The sequence below is a fragment of the Flammeovirga kamogawensis genome (genome assembly GCF_018736065.1).
GTDB classification, from domain to species: Bacteria; Bacteroidota; Bacteroidia; order Cytophagales; family Flammeovirgaceae; genus Flammeovirga; species Flammeovirga kamogawensis.
Genome location: NZ_CP076128.1, coordinates 1,512,752 through 1,537,927, shown reverse-complemented (window position 1 = coordinate 1,537,927; position 25,176 = coordinate 1,512,752). Strand labels below are relative to the sequence as shown.

General features: G+C 30.0%; 23 protein-coding genes. All 23 read right to left on the bottom strand.

The window, feature by feature from the left end:
- Nucleotides 1-4 precede the first annotated feature (4 nt).
- Complete coding sequence (locus KM029_RS06020) at nt 5-271, bottom strand: HepT-like ribonuclease domain-containing protein (protein ID WP_240050276.1); 267 nt, start codon at nt 269-271, stop codon at nt 5-7.
- Between the two features lie 68 nt (nt 272-339).
- Entirely contained in the window at nt 340-645 is a 306-nt protein-coding gene (locus tag KM029_RS06015) for a nucleotidyltransferase family protein (RefSeq protein ID WP_144072408.1), read from the bottom strand.
- 802 nt (nt 646-1,447) lie between these two features.
- Nucleotides 1,448-2,389, bottom strand: a complete 942-nt coding sequence (gene fcl / locus KM029_RS06010; RefSeq protein ID WP_144072407.1) for a GDP-L-fucose synthase — start codon at nt 2,387-2,389, stop codon at nt 1,448-1,450.
- Between the two features lie 264 nt (nt 2,390-2,653).
- The gene (gmd, locus tag KM029_RS06005) at nt 2,654-3,766 is read right to left on the bottom strand and encodes a GDP-mannose 4,6-dehydratase (RefSeq protein WP_144072406.1); all 1,113 of its coding nucleotides are present in this window, start codon (nt 3,764-3,766) and stop codon (nt 2,654-2,656) included.
- Between the two features lie 250 nt (nt 3,767-4,016).
- A complete protein-coding gene (locus KM029_RS06000) occupies nt 4,017-5,147 on the bottom strand; it encodes a glycosyltransferase family 4 protein (RefSeq protein ID WP_144072405.1) in 1,131 nt (376 codons plus the stop codon).
- A gap of 284 nt (nt 5,148-5,431) precedes the next feature.
- Nucleotides 5,432-5,872 (bottom strand): DUF2061 domain-containing protein, encoded by a 441-nt coding sequence (locus KM029_RS05995; protein ID WP_144072404.1) that lies wholly within the window; start codon nt 5,870-5,872, stop codon nt 5,432-5,434.
- Between the two features lie 7 nt (nt 5,873-5,879).
- A complete protein-coding gene (gene cysN, locus KM029_RS05990) occupies nt 5,880-7,196 on the bottom strand; it encodes a sulfate adenylyltransferase subunit CysN (RefSeq protein ID WP_262712700.1) in 1,317 nt (438 codons plus the stop codon).
- 9 nt (nt 7,197-7,205) lie between these two features.
- A complete protein-coding gene (cysD, locus tag KM029_RS05985) occupies nt 7,206-8,111 on the bottom strand; it encodes a sulfate adenylyltransferase subunit CysD (protein ID WP_144072402.1) in 906 nt (301 codons plus the stop codon).
- Between the two features lie 6 nt (nt 8,112-8,117).
- Nucleotides 8,118-8,714 (bottom strand): adenylyl-sulfate kinase, encoded by a 597-nt coding sequence (gene cysC / locus KM029_RS05980; RefSeq protein ID WP_144072401.1) that lies wholly within the window; start codon nt 8,712-8,714, stop codon nt 8,118-8,120.
- On the bottom strand, nt 8,665-9,927 hold the full coding sequence (locus KM029_RS05975) for a glycosyltransferase family 4 protein (RefSeq protein ID WP_144072400.1): 1,263 nt from the start codon (nt 9,925-9,927) through the stop codon (nt 8,665-8,667). Before KM029_RS05975 ends, cysC begins: the two co-directional genes overlap by 50 nt.
- Entirely contained in the window at nt 9,927-11,513 is a 1,587-nt protein-coding gene (locus KM029_RS05970; RefSeq protein WP_158630972.1) for an alginate lyase family protein, read from the bottom strand. Before KM029_RS05970 ends, KM029_RS05975 begins: the two co-directional genes overlap by 1 nt.
- A gap of 55 nt (nt 11,514-11,568) precedes the next feature.
- Nucleotides 11,569-13,683 (bottom strand): bi-domain-containing oxidoreductase, encoded by a 2,115-nt coding sequence (locus KM029_RS05965; protein ID WP_144072398.1) that lies wholly within the window; start codon nt 13,681-13,683, stop codon nt 11,569-11,571.
- The gene (locus tag KM029_RS05960) at nt 13,658-14,683 is read right to left on the bottom strand and encodes a Gfo/Idh/MocA family oxidoreductase (RefSeq protein WP_158630971.1); all 1,026 of its coding nucleotides are present in this window, start codon (nt 14,681-14,683) and stop codon (nt 13,658-13,660) included. The genes KM029_RS05965 and KM029_RS05960 overlap by 26 nt, the downstream gene beginning before the upstream one ends.
- A 109-nt stretch (nt 14,684-14,792) precedes the next feature.
- On the bottom strand, nt 14,793-15,917 hold the full coding sequence (locus KM029_RS05955; protein ID WP_144072396.1) for a glycosyltransferase: 1,125 nt from the start codon (nt 15,915-15,917) through the stop codon (nt 14,793-14,795).
- Nucleotides 15,914-16,897 carry a glycosyltransferase gene (locus KM029_RS05950; protein WP_144072395.1) on the bottom strand — a complete coding sequence of 328 codons (984 nt, stop codon included), beginning with the start codon at nt 16,895-16,897 and terminating at the stop codon, nt 15,914-15,916. The genes KM029_RS05955 and KM029_RS05950 overlap by 4 nt, the downstream gene beginning before the upstream one ends.
- Nucleotides 16,894-17,775, bottom strand: a complete 882-nt coding sequence (locus KM029_RS05945) for a hypothetical protein (protein WP_144072394.1) — start codon at nt 17,773-17,775, stop codon at nt 16,894-16,896. Before KM029_RS05945 ends, KM029_RS05950 begins: the two co-directional genes overlap by 4 nt.
- A gap of 507 nt (nt 17,776-18,282) precedes the next feature.
- Nucleotides 18,283-19,500, bottom strand: coding sequence for an oligosaccharide flippase family protein (locus tag KM029_RS05940; RefSeq protein WP_144072393.1), 1,218 nt, complete (start codon nt 19,498-19,500; stop codon nt 18,283-18,285).
- Nucleotides 19,501-20,139, bottom strand: a complete 639-nt coding sequence (locus KM029_RS05935) for a sulfotransferase family 2 domain-containing protein (protein ID WP_144072392.1) — start codon at nt 20,137-20,139, stop codon at nt 19,501-19,503. It lies immediately after the preceding gene.
- Nucleotides 20,136-21,134 carry a glycosyltransferase family protein gene (locus KM029_RS05930; RefSeq protein ID WP_144072391.1) on the bottom strand — a complete coding sequence of 333 codons (999 nt, stop codon included), beginning with the start codon at nt 21,132-21,134 and terminating at the stop codon, nt 20,136-20,138. The genes KM029_RS05935 and KM029_RS05930 overlap by 4 nt, the downstream gene beginning before the upstream one ends.
- A complete protein-coding gene (locus KM029_RS05925; RefSeq protein ID WP_144072390.1) occupies nt 21,131-22,006 on the bottom strand; it encodes an NAD-dependent epimerase/dehydratase family protein in 876 nt (291 codons plus the stop codon). The genes KM029_RS05930 and KM029_RS05925 overlap by 4 nt, the downstream gene beginning before the upstream one ends.
- A gap of 3 nt (nt 22,007-22,009) precedes the next feature.
- Nucleotides 22,010-23,332, bottom strand: coding sequence for a lipopolysaccharide biosynthesis protein RfbH (rfbH, locus tag KM029_RS05920; RefSeq protein WP_144072389.1), 1,323 nt, complete (start codon nt 23,330-23,332; stop codon nt 22,010-22,012).
- Entirely contained in the window at nt 23,332-24,408 is a 1,077-nt protein-coding gene (gene rfbG / locus KM029_RS05915; RefSeq protein WP_205125418.1) for a CDP-glucose 4,6-dehydratase, read from the bottom strand. Before rfbG ends, rfbH begins: the two co-directional genes overlap by 1 nt.
- Nucleotides 24,399-25,172 (bottom strand): glucose-1-phosphate cytidylyltransferase, encoded by a 774-nt coding sequence (gene rfbF / locus KM029_RS05910; RefSeq protein WP_144072388.1) that lies wholly within the window; start codon nt 25,170-25,172, stop codon nt 24,399-24,401. The genes rfbG and rfbF overlap by 10 nt, the downstream gene beginning before the upstream one ends.
- Nucleotides 25,173-25,176: the final 4 nt, after the last annotated feature.

Below are 25,176 nucleotides of genomic sequence, written 5' to 3'. Positions count from 1 at the left end.
AAAATTATTGATCTCTTTTAGAGATTTCATTGTTTACTTCTTGTAACAATTTAGGGAGTTGATTAATTATGATATTCCAAATTATTTGATCATCAACAAAGTCATAACCATGTATCACCCAATTTCGAGTATCCACAATTTTTCGTGCATTTGATATAGGAAAGTTTGCATCAATTTTTAAAATCCGTTGAGTGGCTTCTCCTATAATTTCAATTTCTCTTTCTATAGCTCTTTTGAGGAGTCGATTATTTTTTATAGATGAAAAAATCACGTTTCCCTTCTAGATAATCAAAAATAGCAAGTATGGAGTCTTTTATATCAAATAAGCTTTTTAAGATATTATACTTCATAGATTAGTAATTTTGTTTCATCAACTTCTTTTTTAAAATAAGGATTCCGAATACTAGGTTCGGTTACTATGTCTATTTCTCTTTTAAAAAGGTTTCTTAGTGCATACTGAAGGTTAAAATAACTATCAGAGTAATCTTCGAAACTTATATTTTCTTTTAATTTTACAATAAAATCAATATCACTACTCTTAGTAAATTTATCTGTAACTACCGACCCAAAAACATATAATTTTGTTATGGGTAATTTTTTGCAAATTTCGATGATTTGTCCCTTATATTGATCTATATAGCCCATACTATTTTTCTAGAAATTTTAAATAATTTTTTACGGATTCGATAGAAATTAATTTTTTCTAATTTACAGATATTAGTCTGAACATAAAAGTTTAGATCTATTTATAAAGCTACACGTATTTTTAATAAGGACTTCAGTTATTGATGGATGATGCAATACATATTATTTTTACATATAGTTGAAACCATGGATTAATGATATACATCAACTACCTGCATCACCCGTCCGTGAATTAAAAGCCTAGCTTTTTTTGTATTTTCAGCAATTGAAAAAATGAAGAAACATGAATAAATAGCAATCATCCAATCCAATTAACAAAAAAAATATAATCTTGATATAAAAAAACACCTCGTATAGAAATATACGAGGTGAAAATAACTTTTATATCGTTGGAATTATAATAAAACCAATACAATACATTAAATATTTTTCAATCAAAAACGTAGATCTTATTTGGTTATAGCGTTAGCTAGAATCGTAAGCTCTTGAATGAGAAATTAGTTATTTTTTTATGAATCGTCGCTAGTGAAATTTTGAATCGTAAAGCTAGTATATTTTATTATCATTTGTTTTTATTTGATACGCAATGTTAATAATCGTAAATGTAATAACAAAATAATTAAGTGATAAATTATAAATCAATTTTCATTTTTAAATATATTGAAATTATGTGCTTTGTTATTAAAAATTTCATAAATTAAAGTTGTGATTATTAACTCAAAACTGTAATACTCTATTAAGCAAGTCAGACTAGCTTTTTTTGCTTCGTTTTTTTAGCAATGGAAAAAATGAAGAAGAAAGGTTACCTCTCTACAAATTTATTCTTAGCAACAAAGTCTTTATAGGTTAATTCAATACCCTCTCTTAAATCTACTTTATGTGTAAAACCAAGGTTATTTAAATTTGATACATCCATTAATTTTCTAGGTGTACCATCAGGCTTAGAAGCATCCCAAACTAATTCACCTTCAAAACCAACAACTTCTTTTATGGTTTCTGCTAATTCCTTGATACTAAGATCTACTCCTGTACCTATATTCACAAATTGCTCACCATTATAATTTTGCATGAGGAAGTAACAGGCAGCAGCAAGGTCATCTACAAACATAAATTCTCTTAATGGTGCACCAGAACCCCAAACTTCTACAGTTGCTGCATTGCTTTCTTTTGCTTCATGGAACTTACGCAATAGGGCTGGGAGTACATGAGAATTCTGTGGGTGGTAATTATCGTTATATCCATAGAGGTTAGTGGGCATTGCTGAGATGAAGTTACATCCATATTGTGCTCTGTAAGCTTCACACATTTTTATACCCGAAATTTTAGCTATGGCATAAGGTTCATTCGTTGGCTCTAATATTCCTGTAAGTAGATAGTTTTCTTTTAAAGGCTGAGGAGCCATTTTGGGATAAATGCATGAAGAGCCTAAAAAGAGTAATTTCTTTACACCGTGCACGTAACTTTGATGGATGACGTTATTTTGTATCATTAAATTCTCATATAGGAACTGTGCTCTATAGATGTTATTGGCTTGAATACCTCCAACTTTTGCAGCAGCTAAAAATACATAGTCTGGCTTTTCTTTTTCAAAGAAAGCAGTAACAGCTACTTGATCTTTTAAGTCTAGTTTTGAGGATGTACGTACAACAATATTAGTGTAACCTTCTGCAACTAATTTTCTATGTATTGCAGAGCCTACCATTCCTTTGTGACCTGCAATGTATATTTTTGATGCCTTTTCCATGATTCTAATTATTTCTTTTATACATCAAAAGCCCAAGATGGAAGTCCTGAGCTTTTGAAAGTGTTTTATTAATCTATCGTAAGTGTTAAGCCGTCAGGCGTCACTTGTGATTCATCATTGAAGAAGTCTCCAGACTTCAAACAATATATATCCATTATTATCAGCCCAAGACTTAAGTCCTGGGCTGATGATGTAGATGGGTTCTAGTAGTTATAAACTATTGACAGTTCTTAGTTCTTCATTTTTAACTCCTAATTCAAAAGCCTATTCATACTGATTCAAAACATCATGCCCTCCATCACGTAAATATTTTTCCTTTTTAAATAGTTTTACATCCGAGGTCATCATGTCTTTAACAAGAGCAGGAAGGTCGTATTCTAATTCCCATCCCAATTGTGTTTTTGCTTTTGTAGGATCTCCAATAAGTAAATCTACTTCTGTAGGGCGGAAGTATTGCGGATCTACTTTTAATACAACCGTTCCCTCTTTTACCTGGAACTCTGGCTGATTACACTTTTTTATTGTTGCAATTTCATCAACACCTTCACCGGTAAATGCTAGCTCAATACCCACTTCAGCAAAGGCCATTTTTACAAAATCTCTGATGGAAGTGGTGATTCCTGTGGCAATACAAAAATCTTCTGCCTTTTCTTGTTGTAATATAAGCCACATAGCTTTTACATAATCCTTAGCATGTCCCCAATCTCTTTTTGAGTTAAGATTTCCTAGAAAAAGGCAATCTTGTAAGCCTAAAGCAATTTTTGCTACTGCTCGTGTAATCTTTCGTGTAACAAAAGTTTCTCCTCGTATTGGAGATTCGTGGTTAAATAAAATGCCATTACAGGCGTACATATTGTAAGCTTCCCTGTAGTTAACGGTAATCCAATACCCATAAAGCTTGGCAACAGCATATGGAGAACGAGGGTAGAAGGGAGTAGTTTCTTTTTGGGGAACCTCCTGCACCATTCCATAGAGTTCTGATGTTGACGCTTGATATATACGTGTTTTTTTTGTTAAACCTAACAAACGTACGGCTTCTAATATTCGTAACGTACCCAAACCGTCTACATTGCCCACATATTCAGGTGTATCGAAACTTACACGCACATGAGACATTGCTCCTAAATTATAGATCTCATCTGGCTGTACTTCTTGTATAATCTTTGTTAGATTCATTGAATCTGTAAGATCTCCGTAATGTAATTTTAGTTTTATATCTTCTTCATGTGGGTCTTGATATAAATGATCTATTCTGTCTGTATTTAATAATGAAGAACGGCGTTTAATTCCGTGTACTTCATATCCTTTTTCTAATAATAATTCTGTGAGGTAAGCTCCATCTTGCCCTGTAATACCTGTTATGAGTGCCTTTTTCATTTTATCTAAGAAACATTTCTACCTAATGCATTTATTTTAGTATAAAGATAGGAGATAGTTGCATTGACTACAAACAATCTACAATTGAAAACGACAACGACAAGTACCACTACACGGCCTTGAAGATAAATTTAACTCTCCCACCTAGCTTTTTTTGCTTTGTTTTTTCAGCAATGGAAAAAATGAAGAAGAAAAAAGCCACCAACCTAATTAAAGATTGATGGCCTACTATATCTTTTAAAGAAAATGTTTAACCAACATTTCTTTCTACTTTAAATTTTGCAGATTCTTTTGCTTTTTGTTTAAGTACCTTTTTTGCTATTTCATCTTTATTATTTTTATAATAATAGACTCTCCATTTTAATAATAATGGAATAACATATAATGCGGTAAGAATACATGCTAGAAGTAAAAGATCATGAATATAAAAGTTTGCAAAGTAACAAACTGCTAGGAAGAGGAAGGACATAGAAGCAATAATTGTTGATGTTGCTGCGTGAGTAAACCCTGTTCTAATAAAAATATGATGAATGTGTTTTCTATCTGGTGAGAAAGGTGATCTACCATTTAATATACGTATGGTAAATACACGAAGTGTATCAATAATAGGGTAAATGAATAAAGCAATCGCCATACTTACTGCATCTGGCAATTTATAGGCATGGTCTACAGGTAATGCATAATCTGTATTAATAAATAACACTAAACTACAAGAAAGGAAAAAGCCTAAAATCATAGAGCCTGTATCTCCCATAAATATAGTTGCTCTACCCCAATTGTAATACAAGAAACCTAATACACCACCTAGCATTGCTACCATCATTATTGCATAAGAATGGTTGCCTATAAGGAAAAACCACGTACTTAAAGCGGCTGTAATAATAACAGCAATAGCACCAGCTAACCCATTTATACCATCTATAAGGTTGAAGGCATTGGTTAATGCAATGATGATAAATACTGTTGTAGCGAAACTAAACCATTCAGGGAAATTTATATTTTCATACAGTGAGTAGAATGATCTGATTTGAATATCACCAAAACCAACAACTACTGTAGCGGCTATTAATTGAATGATGAGCTTATTTCTAGGACTCATAGCAAGCATGTCATCTCTAACGCCCATAAAGAAGATGAGTATAATGCCAAAGAAGAGGAAACGTAATTCTATTGCTGAATTTATTGGTATCCAAATACAACAGCTTAAAAGGAAAGCAATAAATATACCGACACCACCCATAGATGGGATTAATTCTGTATGTACTTTTCTTCCTCCAGGTAAATCGAAGACATTATTTTTTGTAATGACTTTTATGACTTCAGGTGTTGATATAAGGGCAATAGTAAGTGAGGTTAGTAAGGTAACTATAAGTCTAAGCATGTTTTTTATATTTTATTATTCTTTTATGCAACTAGTATACCATTACTTAAAAGGTAGAAGTTTTAATCTGTAACTTTTGATGTACTGGTTTAAGAATAATATTCATTTTTGTGATGTTAAGTGCTTTTTATTTAAGAATCTTTGTGCAAATATAAGTAACTGAATTTTAATAATCTATTAAGAGTTGTTTTTACGGTTATACCTATCGATTTCTATTAGAGAAGAAAAATAACTTTTCAAAAATATGAGCCTTAAATAGTAAAAGGCTCATATTTTATGAAAATTTATTTAATTATTATTTTTTCATCTGTTGTAACAGTCTTTTCAGGGAAATAAGCATGCCAAATTCTTTCATGAAGATAGAATAAACCAATTTTTGTAATTACTTCTGCTGCACCTACTTTTAGCCCAATTAATGGATTGCCTGAAATGATCCAAGCCAATACAATAGTATCTATGGTACCTACAGCACGCCATGTAATAGATTTAGCAAGGTGACGATAACGATTTTTTCTTTTCTGCCAGAAAGCAAATTTTGCCCATCTTTCCCAAATCCACTCGTGACCGTAGTACAAAGAGATTTTTGTGATGAGTTCAAAACCTCCTATACTAAAACCAATGTGGCTATCTCCTGAAAAAAGCCATCCCCATAATACGGTATCTAGTGTACCCCAAAATCGCCAGGAAATGGCTTTTAATAATTTTCTATTGATAATTTTACCCATAGGAGGATTAGATGATCATGCCAGCTGCAACAGTTTCATTTGTGCCTTCATCTACAAGTACAAAGCTACCTGTTACACGGTTTCTTCTATAGGCATCACATAGAAGGGGTTTTGTAGTGCGTAATCTTAAACGTACAATGTCGTTCATTTTTACAGTTTTATCGTCTTCTACTTTGTGAAGGTTGTTAATATCTACTTTATAAACAACTTCTTTCACTACAGCTCTTACATCATTAGAAGTGTGTTTTAAAGCATATTTAGAAGAAGGTTTAAGAGGAGTATTGTTTAACCAACAAACTGTTGCGTCTATGTCTTGTGTTTGTTTTGCTTGGTTGTTGGGTTTTACAAGCATGTCTCCGCGACTAATGTCGACATCGTCTTCTAAAGTGATTGCAACGGACATTGGGGGGAATGCTTCAGTAATTTCTCCTTCAAAAGTTTCCACGCTTTTTATTTTAGAAGTGAAGCCTGAAGGAATGGCAATTACTTCGTCTCCTTTTTTGAAGATACCACTGGCTACTCTTCCGGCATACCCTCTAAAATCGTGGTATTCGTATGAGTGGGGGCGGATGACTGTTTGTACTGGGAAACGGGCATCTACAAAGTTGTAATCATTGGCAATATGGATGGTTTCTAGTGTGTGTAATAGGGTCTCGCCTTCATACCATGTCGTATTTTTAGAGCGATCTACTACATTATCTCCTTTGAGGGCACTAATAGGAATGAATCTAAAATCTTTAATCTCTAATTTAGCCGCAAAGTCTTTGTATTCTTCGACAATTTTATTGTAAGCTTCCTCTGAATAGTCTACCAAGTCCATCTTATTAATACAAACTACAACATGAGGGATTTGTAACAGTGAGGCAATAAATGAATGACGTTTTGTTTGTTCGATGACTCCTTTTCTTGCATCGATTAATATGAGTGCGAGGTCTGCTGTAGAGGCACCGGTAACCATATTTCTTGTATATTGAATATGGCCGGGTGTATCTGCAATAATAAATTTACGTTTTGGTGTGGCGAAATAGCGGTAGGCTACATCAATAGTAATACCTTGTTCTCTTTCGTCTTTTAGACCATCTGTTAAATGGGCGAGTTCAACATGTTCTAACCCTTTTCGTTTACTCGAAGCTTCAATGGCATCCATCTGATCTTCAAAAATTGACTTTGAATCGTAAAGTAAACGACCTATTAATGTACTTTTTCCATCATCTACGCTTCCTGCTGTAGTGAATCTTAAAAGTTGTGTGTTTGTATCTTGTGTTGACATTTTAAAAAAAGTAGTTGTGTTTCGATTGTTGTTTGCTTTTAATAGGAGATAAATAGTGCTCTATTAAAAGTATCCTTCTTTCTTACGGTCTTCCATTGCTGTTTCTGAGCGTTTGTCATCCGAACGGTTACCTCGTTCTGTCTGACGTGCTGCGGCAACTTCTGCAACAATTTTTTCTAAGGTGTCTGCGTCAGATTCTTGACCTCCTGTAATGGTAATATCTCCAAGTGTTCTAAAGCGTATTTTTTTATTGACTACCTCTTCTCCTTCTCTTAGTTTTAAGAATTCTGAAACGGGTAACCATGCACCTTGTCTGTATACTACATCTCTATTGTGTGCAATGTACAGAGACGGAATGTCAATGTTTTCGTTAAGAATGTATTGCCAAATATCCATTTCTGTCCAGTTAGAAATAGGAAAAGCTCTAAAGTGTTCTCCTTGTTGGTAACGTCCGTTAAAGATGTTCCACAATTCCGGTCTTTGGTTTTTTGGATCCCATTGTCCAAATTCATCTCTATGCGAGAAGAAGCGTTCTTTTGCTCTTGCTTTTTCTTCGTCTCTACGTCCTCCTCCAATACATACATCAAAGTTATGTTCTTCTATCGTATCTAATAGGGTAGTGGTTTGTAATTTATTACGAGAGGCATCTTTTCCTTTTTCTTCGAGTACTTTTCCGTCATTGATAGATTTCTGCACTGAACCTACCACAAGTTTACAACCCAATTCTTTAATGAGGTCGTCTCTAAATTGTATGGTTTCAGGGAAATTGTGACCTGTATCTACATGAAATAATGTAAAAGGAATTTTTGCAGGGTGAAATGCTTTTCTTGCCAAATGTGTAACGACAATTGAATCTTTTCCACCTGAGAAAAGAATGGCAGGGTTTTGAAATTGAGAGAAGACTTCACGCAAAACAAAGATGGCTTCTGCTTCTAATTCCTTTAAATGATTTAAGGTATACTGACTCATTATTTCTTAATCTAAATTTATTCTTGGTGATAGGTAAGTGATTACTTTTTCTACGCAGTCTTCTAATGACATTGTCGCTGTATTCACTACTATTTCGGGGTGTAATGGAGCTTCATAAGGGGACGAGATACCTGTAAATTCTCTAATTAATCCTTTTCGTGCTTTTTGATACAACCCTTTTACATCTCTTTTCTCACATTCTTCAATAGGACAATCTATATAGACTTCTATAAATTTATCAGTTCCTATACTATCTCGAGCTTGTTGTCTGTCTTTCATTAAAGGAGAGATAAATGCAGTCAAAACAATGGGGCCTGCATTAGAAATTAAAGTAGCTACTTCAGAAATTCGGCGAATATTTTCAGTACGGTCTTCAATAGTGAAACTTAAGTCTTTATTTAAACCAAAACGTACATTGTCACCATCTAATGTATAGGTTAATTTACCTGCTGTAGCTAATTTAGCTTCTACGGCATTGGCCAATGTAGACTTCCCAGAACCAGACAAGCCTGTAAACCAAAGTACAACAGATTTATGCTGGAGTAGATTGGCTCTATCTGCTGTGGTTACTTGGTAGTTTTGTTGTTTTATATTGGTGCTCATTATTAGTCTTTTTATTAATAATTGAAGTATACATTTTATCAGCCAATACTTTCCTGTCAAAATCTAATGCTAATGTGTTGCAACCTTTTTGTATCGATTGATAAAGAGTTTTATCATTTTTAAGTTTAATTAATTGAGAAATAAATTCTTCTTTATTTTCTGGTTCAAAATACAATCCAGCAGAGTATTTTTCAATTATACTTCTTGCTTCTCCATCTACGCCCAATAGAATTGGAATTTCCATTGCTGCGGTTTCAAATATTTTTGAAGGAATAACAGTTTTAAAGGTATCTGCTTTTTTTAATGGAACGAGCATGCAATCTAAAATTGAAATATATTTGCTAACTTCTTCTTTCGGTACGGGTGGTAAAAAAGTAACATTTGTAAGTTGATATTTTTTAGCTAAATCAACGGCTTCTTTTTTCCCTGCTCCAGCACCAACGAAGAGTAAATGGATTGATTTATCTTCTAGATCTTTAATAGACTCTATGATAAAGTCTAATTTATGTGCCATTCCGTGTGTACCTATGTAGCCAGCAATAAATTTATTTTCTAAGTTTAAGGTTTGCAATAACAACTTATCCTTTGGTATAGGTTTAAAGAGGTCTATATTTGCACCATTCTTAACAACTTCTATTTTTTCTGAAGGAACACCTCTATCTGTTAGGTTTGTCTTGAAGCTATCTGTAACGACAATAATTTTTTTTGCTGATCTATATAATTTTAACTCAATCCATTCAAAGAAATCTAGTATCTTACTTTCGTCCATGGCACCTACTGTTCTTATAGATTCAGGCCAAAGGTCTCTGACTTCCATAATCCAGGGTACCCTCTTAAAAAAGGAAACGATTTGCCCTGATAAAGCAGTGAAAAATTGAGGAGATGTGGCTATAATAATATCTGTTTTCACAAAGAAAGAGGCAAAGAAAGCCATTATAGCATAACTGTTGTAGTCTATAATTCTTTTTAAGAAACCGTCGTTTGCTGAAATGTATGACCATACTCTAATGACTTTAATTCCATCAATTATTTCTTTTTGGAATAGTTTGTTTTTATACCCAGTGTATACTTTTCCTTGTGGGAAGTTTGGGAAACAAGTAATTACAGTAACATCAGTACCTTTTTTAACCCATTCTTTACAATGTTCAAAAGTTCTAGTTGCAGGTGCATTTACTTCTGGAGGGAAGTTATCTGTTAAGAATAATAATTTCATTATTGTATACTAATAGTTGTTGTTAGTTCAGTTCTGAAGGAAATAATCAGCATTTTTGCATTTCTATAAATGTTAAACCCTGCAGCCCATTCGTATTCTTCTATAGTGTAACCACACGATAATTTTATTGTAACAAATATACTAGAATTACATAGAGTTATTTTATCTAAATCTGTAGTAATTGAAACATCAGGGTGAAAATGAAGGTATGCTTTACCATTCGTTTCTTTAGAGCTTATTAATTGATCTTCAATTGTAATGAATTTTTTATCAAACTTGAAAGTGCGTTGATGTTGGCAGCCTATTGATTTATAACCATCATGTTTAGCTTTAATTGAATGGTTATTTTCTTCTAACGCTATTATTTTTGCACGTTTTCCAACCCTAAATCCTCCCCAAACATCAGATTGCTCAATACTACCAATTTGCACAGTATTGTGTGCTTTAGTAATTCTTTCAGAATGCCTTTTCGTATTTTTTTCATAAGTAGAAGTACCTGTATCTACAATAAATGGCACACCTTGAACATACAATTCAAAATTGAATGTGTCAGAATGTGCATGTCCTGGAATATAATCTGGTCCAATGCTTCCAACATCTATTAAAAGTTCATAGTGCTCATTATTTACTTTTCTGTAACCCGACGTTGATAATGGTTTGTTAATTGTTATTATCCCTAAACGATCTGCATATTTGATTAAATCAGTTGTACTTGCTGCAATTCCCCATGCAGCATCATTCACCATAGGGATATCTCCATTTTTGTAAGTAATAGTATTGAGCCAGCTGAGCATTCTTGACGCGTTCTCTATTAGTTTTGTTAAAACCTTATCTTGGTTGGTAAATAGAGTAGGGTTTGAAGTGTATAGGTTAATGCAATCAAGGAGTCTATGCAGAAGAATTTGATGGTACATGGGCGATAACTCAAAATGCGCACCATCTGTTAGTATTTGTTCTTCAAGTTCTTGGATTACTATTTTTTGTCCTGAAGCATGTAACTTTTCATCTTGAAAATAAAATGCTCCAAATAATAGTGAAAAACCATTTTCTAAGAGGTGATTTCCTAATAAATGGTATTCTAAATGATCATTTAATTGTTGATAATGTACATAAAGTAGAGTGTCGATTTGATTATCCTGTACTTTATTTTGTGTTAGGAATTTCACCCAATTTATTCCTCTTAGAGAGATAGGGTAGGGCTCGGTCCCGTCTTTCAATTTATCTTTTTGCTCTATATAACTGTAGATTAGCTCTATTGCTTGTACTTTTGAAATTGTTTCTTGTTGTAGAAAATCAAAATAATTTAAATTATAAGTCCATAGTTTTCCATATTCATTAAAATTCCAATCTATTGTATTAGAAAATTGTTTAGAGATATTTAGAAAATTGAAATTTCCGTCATTATATGAATTTGTATTAGTGAGACTAGGGTAGTGTAAAAATATTAGTGTTCTATCTTTTTTATAAGAACTATATGTTTTAGGTAATAGTTTTCTATGATGTCCTCTTAGAATATAGTAAATACGGTAACCAAGCTGTATTGGTTTTAGGTATTTTAAGGTATGGAATAACTGTTTTATCTTCATAAAAAGAAACCCATGATAGAGCATATCATGGGTTAGTTTAAATAGTATTATATAATTAGTCAATTTTTATCCATTTTCCTTCTTTTAAGGAATCGATGGCTGCTATTGACGCTTTTGTTGTATTTATTATTGAATCGAATGGTACTATTGGTTCTCCACCTGTTTGTATACGTTCATTTAATAATTTAAACTGAACTTTTTGACCTTTGTCTTGTGCTGTTTTAGCTGTACTGAACCCTTTAAATCCATAACCTTTTAAAGTTCTCCAATTGTCCATTATTAATGTACGTTCTTGTGTAAAAACTTCTACTCGTTCTTTACTATAAGCTTTGCTACCATTTGCAAAATAGTTAATTACAGCATTGGTACCGTTTTCGTATTTAAGAAGTATAGAAACATTATCTGTATTATCTGATGGGTTAGTCCCCATACTATTCATACAAACTTCTGTAACATTACTTCCTGCTAAATACGAACATAGATCTACATAGTGACAAGCTTCTCCTAAAATTCGACCACCACCTACTTCCATATCATGTACCCAAACTTCTGGAGGAATAGCTCCTGCATTCATTGTGGCTACAATATTTTTAGGACCATTGCCAACTAAGCTTTTCATTTTGGTAGCTAAAGGTGCAAACCTTCTATTAAAACCAACTGTTAGTGTACCTTTACTTTCTTTATAGGTAGTTATTATTTCTTCTAATTCTTGTGTATTTAAACAAAGAGGTTTTTCTACAAAAACATTTTTATTTGCTTGTAGTCCTTTCATTACCATCCCTGCATGTAAGTCATGACGGGTTGTAATAATTACAGTATCAACTTCTTTGTCGTTTAAAATTTCTTGGTAATCAGTTGTTGCATTAGTGATACCTCCTTTTTTAGCAAGAATTGCAGAAGATAAACCACCAGCACTTGCAATATACTTTAAGTGTGCATTTACTTCTTTTAAACGTGGAATAATCATAGAAGAGGTATAATTACCTGCACCTACAATACCATACACTCCTTTTGCATTGTTAAAATTATTTGGAGTAATAGTAACCACATTAGTGCGTTGGCTATTTTCTGGAAATTCTAGAATTGAAGCAATGGAGCCTGCTTTTTTCATATCTCCATAGATCTCTTCGTAATTGTTTAAAGAAACTCTTTCTGTAATAAGTGGGGTAACTTGTAATTGTTTACTAGAGATAGCCTGTAAAATTGCTTCAAAATTTCTTTTTTCAGTCCATCTTACATAGCCAATTGGGTAATCATTTCCTTTTTGTTCGTAGTCTTCATCATAACGCCCAGCACCATACGAACAAGATACCTGGAAAGTTAATTCTTTTTCATAAAAATCGGCTCTACTTATATCTAGACCAATAACACCCACTAAAATTATTCTACCTCTCTTACGAGACATATTGGCAGATTGAGAAATGATCTCGTTTCCTTTAGCGGAAGCCGTAATAATAACACCATCAGCACCAATATTATTGGTTTGTTCTAAAACGTACTTAACTTGGTCTGTTCCTTCAGCAGGGTTGATCGCATTAATACCTTTTGATTTTGCCATTTCTACTTTTTGAGGATCAAAATCAAAACCGATTACAATACAACCATTTGCTCTTAATAACTCCGCAGTAACAAGACCAATTAGACCTAGACCAACTACAACTATCGTTTCCCCAAAAGTTGGATTTAATAAACGAATACCTTGAAGTCCAATTGAACCTATCACAGTAAAGGCAGCTTCTTCATCGGTAACATTATCCGGAATACTTGCTACTAAGTTCTCGGGTACGTTAACAAACTCTGCATGGTTACCGTTGGATGCAACACGGTCACCCACTTTAAAGGTACTCACTCCTTTTCCTACGGCAACTACTTTGCCTACATTACAATACCCTAATGGTAAGGGTTGGTTTAATTTATTAAAAACGGCTTCGACAGTTGGCATAACACCATCTGTTTTCATTTTATCTAAAACCATTTTTACTTTATCTGGTTGCTGACGTGCTTTTTCTATATAACTAGCTTTACCAAATTCAACAAGCATTCTTTCAGTACCTAACGAAACTAATGTACGAGTTGTTTGTATTAATACACAGCCACTTTTAACTTGTGGTGCAGGAACTTCTTCTAATATTGTTTGTCCGTTTTTAAGATCTTGGATTATTTGTTTCATTTTCTAGTATATTTAATTCGTTTTTTATGTCGAATGTATATGAATTTAAATTTTTGTAAATCATTTCAGTTAAACGAATCATGATTAGAGTAGATAATTCAACCTCTTTCCAATCTCTTTTAGATTCTCTGAAAGGTTGAAGTATAGCATTTTTATGGCCCACATCTTTTCTAAAATATCTTCTAGTTATCACTTTTGAAGATTCCCATATGGTCATCCTCCTAAAATCATCTATTTTAGCAATAATATCACCTTGCTGAAAATTAATTGTTTCATTGATGCCCTCAAAAGGCTCTTCCCTAGAACTTAAAGTGATATTTATTAGATCACCAAGGTCTGAAGTTAAAATTATAGATGAATTATCATCTTTTTCATTTTGATTACTGCTAATTAAATGAAATTGAAATTTATTAGGAAGTTGTCTTTTAACTAGTAAATGAATGCTTAAATCTAACCAGTGTCCTACATTACCACATATTCTTGTTCCCTCGTTTTTATTTCTATACCAATGTTCTTTATCAATTTTGTGGCCGATGATGAAGCAGTTTAAAGTAATTGGTTGATTTCCTGAAATTATTTTTGAATGAATCTCTTTTATTGCAGGAGAATGGGGTCTATTATAACCGCAATAGATATTACTATTTGATTTTAATAAATGTTGTTTAAGTTCTACTAATTGTAAATAAGTAACACTTATTGGTTTTTCAATGTAAATATTTTTATTTCTTTTGAGGCATTGAATTGCATAAGGTGTATGACTATAGTGGTTAGATACTATATATATTAAATTATTTACAGGGTTACTAATTAAATCATTTACATCAATACTCGGTTTGCTTTCATAATAATTTGAGAACGTGGTAGAATTATTATGATCTATATCATAATTTTCATTAATAATGTTACCCTTGTATTTTTTTAGAAAAAATCCAATAGTTGCAAAAGCGAATTGACCTGATCCTATAATCCCTATATTTTTATCTTTTCTTATAAATCTCAATGGTAATTTGATGATATTTTTAAATCTGAGTCTACCTATTGATTTAATATAAGTTCTTTCAAAACCATAAATTCGTGTGAACCTATAAAATTTAATGATGTTGATTATTTTATCTGTCTTTTTCATCATTTATTTCTTTATAAAAAGACTCCCATTTATTTATATTTTTCTGAATTGAAAATTCATTTTCTACAAGATTAATGGAATTGACTCTCATTTCTTGATAGTCTTCCTCTTTCAATTTTAATATACTATCAATAGCTTCAGACAATGCTTTTGGAGAGTTCTTAACATGTAAACCAGCATTATTTTGATTTAATATTTTCCATGGAGTACCTAATGAAGCAATAACTGGAGTTCCCATATTTAAAGATTCGACAACAACATTACCAAAATTTTCTGAATGTGAAGGTAAAATTGTTAGATATGAAGAAGCATAAAGATTTTTTTTTTCGATGCCTTTTACTGGATCTAAAAATTTTACACTATTTGATAAATTTAAATCTATAATTAATGCTTTTAAAGAATGATAATAATCAAAATCCTCAATTGGCCCAGTGATAAGAAGTTTAAAATCTTTTTCTTTAAATATAGTAGTAAGAGATATTGCAGATATTAAATTTTCAATGGCTTTAATAGGATGAATTCTTCCAATGAATAATAAATTATTAGAAACTGGTTGGTTTATCTTATTTTCTAATTCAATATAATTGGGAAGTTGTTTTATAATATTCTTATTAAAATATTTTTTTATATCAAATGTCTCTTGATTAGAAGTTGAATGGAAATAAATACCAGAAGATATAATTTTGATAAAATTTAAATAAAATAATTTATATATGCTTTTGTATTTAATAGCATTTGGAGATAATTCTCCTCTTGGTGAAATAATAATTTTATTTCCATTTATCTTAGCAATAATAATAGAAGGTATTGTTATTGGTAGAAAAAAACTAGATAGGTGTATTATATCTTTTTTTTGTATCTCTGTAAATAGTCTATAAATACTTCTTACTGGAATAAACTTTGATTCATGATTAAAATAAGTTTCAATATCGTCAATATTTACACTTGTATTGAACTTTATATCATATTGTTCAATACCAATATTCCTAGTTATTACTAAACATCTGATATTTTTTTTTATGAGATTTTTAGCTTGCCAGTATATAGTATTACATGGCCCTCCTAATTGTGCTGGATAAAAAGCGAAAATAGGGAAAATTACTTTCATGAAATTCTAATTTTATTATATAGAAGTTTATATTTATTTGCTATCCTATTTAAGGAATATTTGTTTACATTTTCGAATCCATTTTTTTGTAATTTTTGATATAAGTGTTCATCTTTTAATAATTTTTTGATAGCATTAGTTATTTCTAAAACTGAGTAAGGGTTAACTAATATTGAATTATCATTATTAGATATTTGATTCATAGGTGAAAGATTACTGGTTATAACAGGAGTACCAATAGCTTGTGCTTCTATAATTGGCATACCAAAACCTTCATAAAGAGATGGAAAACATAAGATATAACTTTTAGCATATAAATTTAAAACTTCATCATAAGATAAATCAATGTATTGATTAAAATTAATTTTATTTTTAATAGCAATATTTAATTGACTGTCATTTAACTCTCCTATTATATTTACATGTGTATTTAAGTTTTTTATAGATTCAAAAATTCTAATAATATTTTTATTTTTTTTAGTTCCAATGATTAATATACTTCTATCATTTTTGATTAATGTTCTTTTTATCTTACATGTTTCAATATCTATAGGATTATTTATTATTGAAAGTTTATATTTTACCCAAGGTGCGAGACTTAGAATTTCTTCATATGTTTTAACAGATATTGCGGTTATTTCTTTTGCAAAAATAAATGGGATATAATACCAAAATATTTTTTTTATAAAAATATTAATCTTTGAACCTTTAAAAGTAGATTGAATATCGTGTACTGTTAAAATAGTTTTTTTACCAAGAAATGGAACTAAGTAATGAATGTCACCAGTTACATGGTTAACTTCATTATAATATTTCTTTATAAATAGTATGTTTTGTAGTATGTTTCTGATGTTTAACTTGTTATGTGGAACTACTACTTTGTTGACATTGCTTAACTTATTAGACTTAATTAAGTTATTAAATATTTCTTCTATACTGAATTGTGAAGAATTTTTTTTTCTTAATATTATATTTGTCATATTTTATTTATTCTTAAGATTTTCAATATTAACATTAACAAGAAAAGACTTTTTAATAAACCAGTAATAAAAAAGAAAATATCATTTTCTAATTTTAGAAGGAATATCAGGAAGATATTTACAATTAAAAATGAGAATAAATTATGATTTCTATCAAAAAAATATTGAAAATTTTTTATAAATAATCCTAAAAGTGCAAAGGGGAATAATCCACTAAAAAAACCTTCTAAATATGCCCAGCCAAAAGTTCCTATAGATTGAGAATTTATTGAAGTTCTATTTGTTAATAATTGGTAGTATTCATTGCCTATATTTTTTTTAGGTTTATCATTCCAAACTATTCTAGGTATAAACCAATAAATTGGGAGAAATATATATCTGTTTAATTCCTGATATTCATACCATTTATTTTTAACATAAAAAGCAGAATAATAATAAAATGAAATATCACTTCTATCTGAATAATTATTATAACTGTTTGTTAAATTAATTCCATCATTCAAAGTAACAAAGAACGCATTTTGTAAGGCTTCAGTTTTATTATTATAAAAGCCACTATTAATATTACTTCTATAGTTATTACTAATTGGATATAAAATTAAAAAAATTAATATTGGAATAATAATTTTTTTAATGTCGAATTCTTTGAAAAAATAACTAAACAAAAATAATATAACAAATATTTTAATTATATCTTCTTTCATTCCAGAAAGAAAACCTAAAGCAATATTTATGATAATTAGTATTAGAAAGAGTAATTTAATTTTGTTAGGTATATTTTTAAATATATATAAATAAATTAATGGTATAGTAATTAAGTTTTCAAAAATCAAATAAATTGATATAAATAATGATGATTCATTATTTATATCTTTCATGCCATATCCAATATAATTTGATAAAATCAGATAAGTTTTAAGACAGGTAAGAATAGTAGATAATATGATAATTGTTAAGTACTTTGTATTATTTGATGTACTTTGTTTTGTTTTTATGAAGATCGGTGAATATTTGTATGAATATTTAAATACAAGAATTGATAAAATGATAAAGCATAAAGAAAGAGGTATATATTCTGAAGTGATATTTAATCCATATTTAAAGCCTATTTTTTTTATATTATTAAAATTAAAAATTATACCAAAAACAAATGAAATGTATGTCTTTAAGTAAAAGAAATTGATTAATTTAAACTTCTTGTTAATAATATCAATTAATGTATTGTAACAAAGAAGTTTTAATGATAAACTATTAATTAAAATACAAAAAATTAGAGTTGATGTAGCTAAACTTAAATTGTTTAATAATATTATAATATTTGAAAGTAATAATATTAATATGAAAAATAAATTATAGACTTGTCTTTTGTTTATCATATTTAATACCTAAAATAGATTCATAGTTTTAATATTAAATTTCTTATATAGAATATGGGCTCTATGTAAATTTAAATAACACATGGAAATTGTTGTCGAAATACAAGCACCTATTAGCCCGAAGAAATTTATTAAAAATATATTGCCAATTAAATTAATTATTAAATTAATAATAGATGTTCTTAATAAATAATTTTGTTCATTTTTTAGAATTAAAATTAAACTTACAGGACCGGATATCAAATTAATTAGATATCCAAAAGAAAGAATTATAAGAGGATAATAGCCTGACTTGTATTCATCTCCCCAAATTGATAAAATTAAATCTCCAAAAAATAGGGTAATTATATAAAGAATACAGCCAAAAGAAACTAATAATAAACTTGTTTTTTTTGTAATCTTTTCTATTTCTACCTTGTTATTTATATTGTTTTTAAATTGATATGTGAAAGTAGAGTTGATAATATTTAAAGTGACATTGTAAATTAATGTTATTTTAATTATTATACTATAAATTCCAACATCGTAGATGCTTGATAATGCACTTAGTAATATTATATCTAGAGAATTCGAAATAATTATTATTCCATTATTAAGAGTAAACTTGTAAGTTTTTTTGTAGAATTTCAGAATTTCTTTTTTTTTAATATTTAATGATAAGTCATTTTTATTTATCCAATATGAATAACAAAAAGTTAAAATAATTGAGGAAATATAAATGAATAAAATAGATTCAAAAGATATTTCAAAAACTATATAAGTTAAAAATAAAATTACAATTCTAAATAAATTAATTAAAGGATCATTTATGAAAATTGATTTAAATAAATAACCATTTATTTTCATATAATTAGAATTATATTGTATTAGATTATAAGGTAAAATAGTTATTGACAAAAAAGCAATTGAAATAATAAACTTATTTTTTATAAAAAAATAGATTATTAAAAGTGTTACAAAAGAAACCGTACTGTAAATTATTGAATTAAATGATATTATTTTACTATTTTGATTAAAAGTATCCTTGTTATTAGATGAAAGAATTATCTCAGAAGTCCCAATTAATGTTATTAAAGAAATAATATTTAAATAACTCATGGATAAATTAAAAATGCCAACGATTTCTGGGGTGAAAAATCTTGCAATAATTATACTAAATAAAGTAGCTAATGCAATTGACGATATTTTAATTAAAAAGTTATTACTTAACACTAATGATAGTTTCATTTAAAAAGTATATTTAAAATAATCTAAATCTTTTTTATACCATTTTTCAACAATTGCCTTAGATTCTTCATCATAAAATTCACTATAATGTTTTTTTCTATTTGTGGAGTTATTCAGACTAAGATTAATATCTAAATTATATTTATTGTTGATTTTTTTTAAATCGGTTGATAAATTTTCAAAAAAAAGAATTTCATTAATTAAAATTTCACCATTTGGCTTTGAAATCCAATCTACTTGATTTATCCAATTATATCTTTTATCATGATAAAATGGATCACATTCAACAAAAGTTTTATTTAACCATTCTTTAAAAGTTAATTTTTTTTCTTGTAAATTATGTTGATTAGTTTTAACGCGATATAAATAGTCAGATAACATTCTATCGTATGGATTTCTAACTACTGCAAACTTTAATGTATTATCCCAAATATTTTTGTCTACTCTCTTATAAACATGCCATGCAATCATGTGAGCTTGAATAGGTGACTTTAAAGCTTTCTGAATACTAATACCTGCAGTTTTTGGTATGTGAATAAAAATTGCATCAACTTTTTTACTATTGATTTTATATATAAATTCATTTAATTTTTTAATACTATGATATTTTCGATAGTATTTTCTCAATTTTTCTTTCATAAGTTTAAACTATCTATTAGTTGTTTTGATATGTTATTGTAATTATAATTTGAAACTGTTTCTAAAGATTTTTTTCTTTGCTCAATATTTGCTTTTTTGTTGTTTAATAAAAAAGAAATTTTATCTTTTAATTCTTCAGATGTATTGAAGTATGAAAATTCACTATTGTGAAAAAATATATTTTGATCTTCAGTATAATTTGTGATAATACATGCACCAGAAGCGGCTAACTCAAATGTCTTCATAGATGTGAAACAACCATGTTCTGCTCTAATAAAATTGATGACTACTGAAGCTTTATTAGCAAGATCTCTCATGGTATTTCCATCGTACTTAGTTGAGTTAGCTATAGTTTTTAATGAGTTATATTTTGAATGCTTCCAACCATTTCCATAAATTTTTAAATTAAAGAATTTTGAAACTTCATTTAAAATTACTTCAATATGTGGTCCCCAAGATCCAAAATATACAACATCATCTGAAATGTCTTTTTCGTTTATAATTTTTTTATTTAAATGTCTATTGATTGAATAACCAAATGGGATGTGATCGACATTTTTTGCTCCATATTGATAATAAATTGGAATCATATTTTTAGAAAAAACGATCACTTTATCATATAAGCTAAGACTTTTTAAAGTGGAAATCTTTTTATATTTTTCCATGCCAGTTAAATGGTCTGAAGAATATAAATATAATTTTGAATTTGGTATTTTATCTAAATTATTAATTTGTTCTTCATTTAAACCTGCACAGTTGAATAAAATTATATTTTTAAAACAATTACTTTTTTTGATTGAATCAATTATTAAATTATAGTTGGTGTTTGATACTCTATAGCCAAATTTTCTTTTAATTTTACTTATTAAATCATTATTTTTGAAATTTGTAGATAATAAATCTATATTAATATTTTTTTTTAATTCCTCAAAAAAGTAGTAGGCTAAACCACTATCAGTTTTATCATAAGTGATTAAGAAAGTTTTTTTATTCATATGATTTCTTTTATTCCTTTATCAATTTTTACTTTTGGAGACCAACCTAATTGTTTCAAAATATCAATATTAATATTTGGCTCCATAACTTCATTTTTTCTAAATGGAATAGCTCCAAAATCTAGTTTTGAACTCACTTTAATTTGATATTTTGATTCAATTTCATGAGCAATATCTTGAACTACGTTTTTAACAGGAGATAATATTCCTGTACCAAGATCAATACTATTGAATTGATTTAACATGTCTATTTTCTCAAATACAATCATGTAAGCACTAATTATATCAGAGATATGTACAAAATCTCTTTTTTGAAAACCGGATGTAAGAGGTATTCTAGTTACCTCTTTTGATTTCAATTGTTTTACCAACCTATAGATAAACTTGTTGTCATCATCGCCAGGTCCATACATATGTTCAATTTTGAAATTGACTACTTTGATTTTGTCAGAATAAAAGTTTAGCCAATCGGTAAATTGAGCTTTTGATAAACTATAAATGTTTATATCTCTAGGTAGTAAGCTATCAGTATTAATAAAAAGTTTAACATTATTATTGACTGCAGCGTCTAAAAGTTGTGTTCCAAATATGGTATTTACTTTAATAATATCATTCATACTTTCTCCTTTTCTTCCATAAGAACAGGCCGTATGAATAATGAAATCAATACTATTCAGTGAAAACACTTCCTCAATTGAAATTAAATTAATGTCATAAGAAATTACTTTTGGATGATCGATTAAATTTTCAATTCGATTTATTTTAGAAGTTGAACGTTTTAAAATTATAATTTGATCTACTTCTAAAATAAAAGCTTTAAGAAGATTACTACCTAAAAAACCAGTAGCCCCAGTCAATAATAATGTTTTCATTTCTTAGAAATTAAGACCAAAAAACTCTTCCAATTTTTCAGCTACAAATTCAAAATGTTCTGCGCCCAATGCAGGAAAAAGACCAATCCAAAAAGTATTATTCATTGTTTCATCTGTATTTTTTAACTCCCCTACTACTCGATAGTCAATATCTTTAAAATAAGGTTGTTTCGTTAAATTACCAGCAAAAAGTAACCTTGAGCCTATTTTATGACTATCCAAGAAACGTAATAAATCAACACGATTTACACCAGATGATTCTTTTAATGTTATGGCAAAACCAAACCAAGAAGGGTTACTATTTTCAGTTGCTTCAGTAAGTTGAAGAAAGTCTCCTAATTTAGAAAGCCTATTTTTTAGATAATTGAAATTCTCTCTTCTTTTTTGAATGAAATCTTCCACTCTGTCTAATTGAGCTAAACCACATGCCGCTTGCATATCAGTGATTTTCAAGTTGTAACCTGTATGAGAGTAGACATACTTATGGTCGTAACCAAAAGGCAACTCTCCATGCTGTTGTTCAAAACGGCAACCGCATGTATTATCACACCCAGGAGCACAATAACAATCTCTGCCCCAATCTCTGAAAGATTCGGCAATTAATTTTAACTCAGGATTATTCGTAAATACAGCACCACCTTCACCCATTGTAATGTGATGAGCTGGGTAGAAACTTAATGTTGCAATATCACCAAAAGTACCCACAAGGTGATCGTTGTACGTAGCACCTAATGCATCACAACAATCTTCTACTAACCAAAGGTTGTATTTATCACATAATGCACGGATTTTACTCAAGTTAAAGGGATTGCCTAAAGTGTGCGCTAACATAATAGCTTTTGTTTTAGGTGTGATGGCTGCTTCGATCAGGTCCGCATCAATATTATGCGTTTTAATATCCACATCAACAAAAACAGGAATTGCTCCAAATTGCACAATTGGATTTACAGTTGTTGGAAAACCTGCTGCTACACCAATTACTTCATCTCCTTTGTTGATCGCTCGATTACCAAGTTTAGGAGAGGTTAGAGCACTAAAGGCAACTAAATTAGCTGATGAACCAGAATTGACAGATAAGCAATATTTAACACCTAAAAAATCTGCTAGCTTTTTCTCAAAAAGTTGATTAAAACGACCTGTAGTTAACCACCCATCTAAAGAAGCATCGACCATATTTTGAAGTTCTTCTTTACCAACTACCTTACCAGCAGGAGGAATAGCTGTACTTCCACCTTCAAAAGCTACAGGTGTATATTTTTCTTGAGCATATTGCTCTACCAAACCCTTAATTTGTTTGCGTAATTCTTGTGCTTTAGTTGATTCCATTATATTGAATTCTGATATTTTTCTATTTCTTGAATACATTGATCTTGCATATTCGCATTACTTCTAAAAGCCTGTTGCCAATTGATGATCAATGATAATGTATTTTCCAACCTCCATTTAGGTTCCCATTTTAAGCTATTCTTGGCTTTAGAACAATCTAATTTTAAGAAACCGGCTTCATGAGGATGACTATTTTTGTCTAATTCCCATAAAGCTCCATCTCCCCATAAGTTGACCATTTTGTTGAGAATCCATTCTACGGATTTACAATCTTCATCTATAGGTCCAAAGTTCCATCCTTCTGCAAGAGTAGTATCCACAAAAAGTTGTTCAGCAAGTACAAGATAACCTGAAAGAGGTTCTAAGACATGTTGCCAAGGCCTTGTAGATAAAGGATTTCTTACAATTACGGGTTTCTTGTTTTCAAAAGCAGTAAGAATGTCTGGTATTAATCGATCATCAGCCCAGTCTCCACCACCAATTACATTTCCTGCTCTTGCTGAAGCAAGATTAGCGGTGTCTTCTCCATTATAAAAGGATCTTTTAAAAGAAGAAGTCACTAATTCAGCACAACCTTTACTACCGGAGTAAGGGTCGTGACCACCCATAGGTTCATTTTCTCTATAACCCCAAGTCCACTCTTTGTTTTCATAGCATTTGTCAGTAGTAACAGAAACTATTGCTTTAAGATTTAAACAATATCTAGCAGCTTCTAAAACATTTACTGTTCCCATCACATTGGAAGAGTAGGTGTCTACAGGATCTTTATAAGATAATCTCACTAAAGGTTGAGCGGCCATATGAATCAAAATATCTGGATTGAAACTTACCATACTCTGTTTGAGTTGTGATAGATTTCTTATATCTCCAATTTCAGATTGCATATTATCAGCAACGTTTGCAACAGAGAAAAGTGCAGGGTTTGTATTCTCTTCAAGAGCATATCCTTTTAGAATAGCTCCCATAGATTGTAACCATAATGACAACCAACTACCTTTAAATCCTGTATGACCTGTTAGAAAGACTTTTTTTCCTTTCCAAAATTCAGGATTTACTTGTCCTTTGATTATACCCATAATTTCCAAGGTGCTTTTTTAGTTTCCCACAATTCTTCCAAATGCATTTTATCTCTTAAAGTATCCATAGGTTGCCAAAAACCTTCATGTTTAAAGGCCATTAATTGTCCGTCAGCCGCCAAACCTTTTAAGGGTTCTTGTTCCCATACAGTACCATCTCCTTCAATGCGTTTTAAGACATTAGGTGATAAGACAAAGAACCCACCATTTATCAGAGCTCCATCTCCTCTAGGTTTTTCTTGAAATTGTTTTACTTCTCCTTCTTGTATATCTAAAGCTCCAAAACGACCAGGAGGAAAAGTAGCGGTAAGTGTCGCCTCTTTTCCATGTGATTGATGAAAATCAATCAATGCTTTGATATTAATATCACCTACACCATCACCGTATGTAAAACAGAAAGTATCTTCATCTTTTAAGTATTTCCCAACACGCCCTAATCTTCCTCCGGTCATTGATGAATCACCAGTATCCACTAAAGTAATAGTCCAAGGTTCTGCTCTTTTCTCATGTATTTCAATTTTATTATCAATCATATTGAAAGTAATGTCTGACATGTGATTGAAATAATTGGCAAAGTACTCTTTGATGACATATCCTTTGTAACCACAACAGATTATAAAGTCATTAATGCCATAATGCGAATAAATCTTCATAATATGCCATAGAATGGGTTTTCCACCTATTTCAACCATAGGTTTAGGCTTTGTCACAGTCTCTTCACTTAATCGAGTACCAAGACCACCTGCTAGAATAACAGCTTTCATGTTT

Excerpts from the sequence above, each read along its gene's own strand:
- KM029_RS05930 (WP_144072391.1), bottom strand. The coding sequence starts at position 21,134 with ATGAATAAAAAAACTTTCTTAATCACTTATGATAAAACTGATAGTGGT.
- rfbG (WP_205125418.1), bottom strand. The coding sequence starts at position 24,408 with ATGGGTATAATCAAAGGACAAGTAAATCCTGAATTTTGGAAAGGAAAA.
- KM029_RS05940 (WP_144072393.1), bottom strand. The coding sequence starts at position 19,500 with ATGAAACTATCATTAGTGTTAAGTAATAACTTTTTAATTAAAATATCG.
- KM029_RS05975 (WP_144072400.1), bottom strand. The coding sequence starts at position 9,927 with ATGAAATTATTATTCTTAACAGATAACTTCCCTCCAGAAGTAAATGCA.
- KM029_RS05965 (WP_144072398.1), bottom strand. The coding sequence starts at position 13,683 with ATGAAACAAATAATCCAAGATCTTAAAAACGGACAAACAATATTAGAA.
- KM029_RS05970 (WP_158630972.1), bottom strand. The coding sequence starts at position 11,513 with ATGAAGATAAAACAGTTATTCCATACCTTAAAATACCTAAAACCAATA.
- cysD (WP_144072402.1), bottom strand. The coding sequence starts at position 8,111 with ATGAGTCAGTATACCTTAAATCATTTAAAGGAATTAGAAGCAGAAGCC.
- KM029_RS05955 (WP_144072396.1), bottom strand. The coding sequence starts at position 15,917 with ATGAAAGTAATTTTCCCTATTTTCGCTTTTTATCCAGCACAATTAGGA.
- KM029_RS05950 (WP_144072395.1), bottom strand. The coding sequence starts at position 16,897 with ATGACAAATATAATATTAAGAAAAAAAAATTCTTCACAATTCAGTATA.
- gmd (WP_144072406.1), bottom strand. The coding sequence starts at position 3,766 with ATGAAAAAGGCACTCATAACAGGTATTACAGGGCAAGATGGAGCTTAC.
- KM029_RS05935 (WP_144072392.1), bottom strand. The coding sequence starts at position 20,139 with ATGAAAGAAAAATTGAGAAAATACTATCGAAAATATCATAGTATTAAA.
- rfbH (WP_144072389.1), bottom strand. The coding sequence starts at position 23,332 with ATGGAATCAACTAAAGCACAAGAATTACGCAAACAAATTAAGGGTTTG.
- rfbF (WP_144072388.1), bottom strand. The coding sequence starts at position 25,172 with ATGAAAGCTGTTATTCTAGCAGGTGGTCTTGGTACTCGATTAAGTGAA.
- KM029_RS05925 (WP_144072390.1), bottom strand. The coding sequence starts at position 22,006 with ATGAAAACATTATTATTGACTGGGGCTACTGGTTTTTTAGGTAGTAAT.
- KM029_RS06000 (WP_144072405.1), bottom strand. The coding sequence starts at position 5,147 with ATGCTTAGACTTATAGTTACCTTACTAACCTCACTTACTATTGCCCTT.
- KM029_RS06015 (WP_144072408.1), bottom strand. The coding sequence starts at position 645 with ATGGGCTATATAGATCAATATAAGGGACAAATCATCGAAATTTGCAAA.
- KM029_RS05995 (WP_144072404.1), bottom strand. The coding sequence starts at position 5,872 with ATGGGTAAAATTATCAATAGAAAATTATTAAAAGCCATTTCCTGGCGA.
- KM029_RS05945 (WP_144072394.1), bottom strand. The coding sequence starts at position 17,775 with ATGAAAGATATAAATAATGAATCATCATTATTTATATCAATTTATTTG.
- fcl (WP_144072407.1), bottom strand. The coding sequence starts at position 2,389 with ATGGAAAAGGCATCAAAAATATACATTGCAGGTCACAAAGGAATGGTA.
- cysC (WP_144072401.1), bottom strand. The coding sequence starts at position 8,714 with ATGAGCACCAATATAAAACAACAAAACTACCAAGTAACCACAGCAGAT.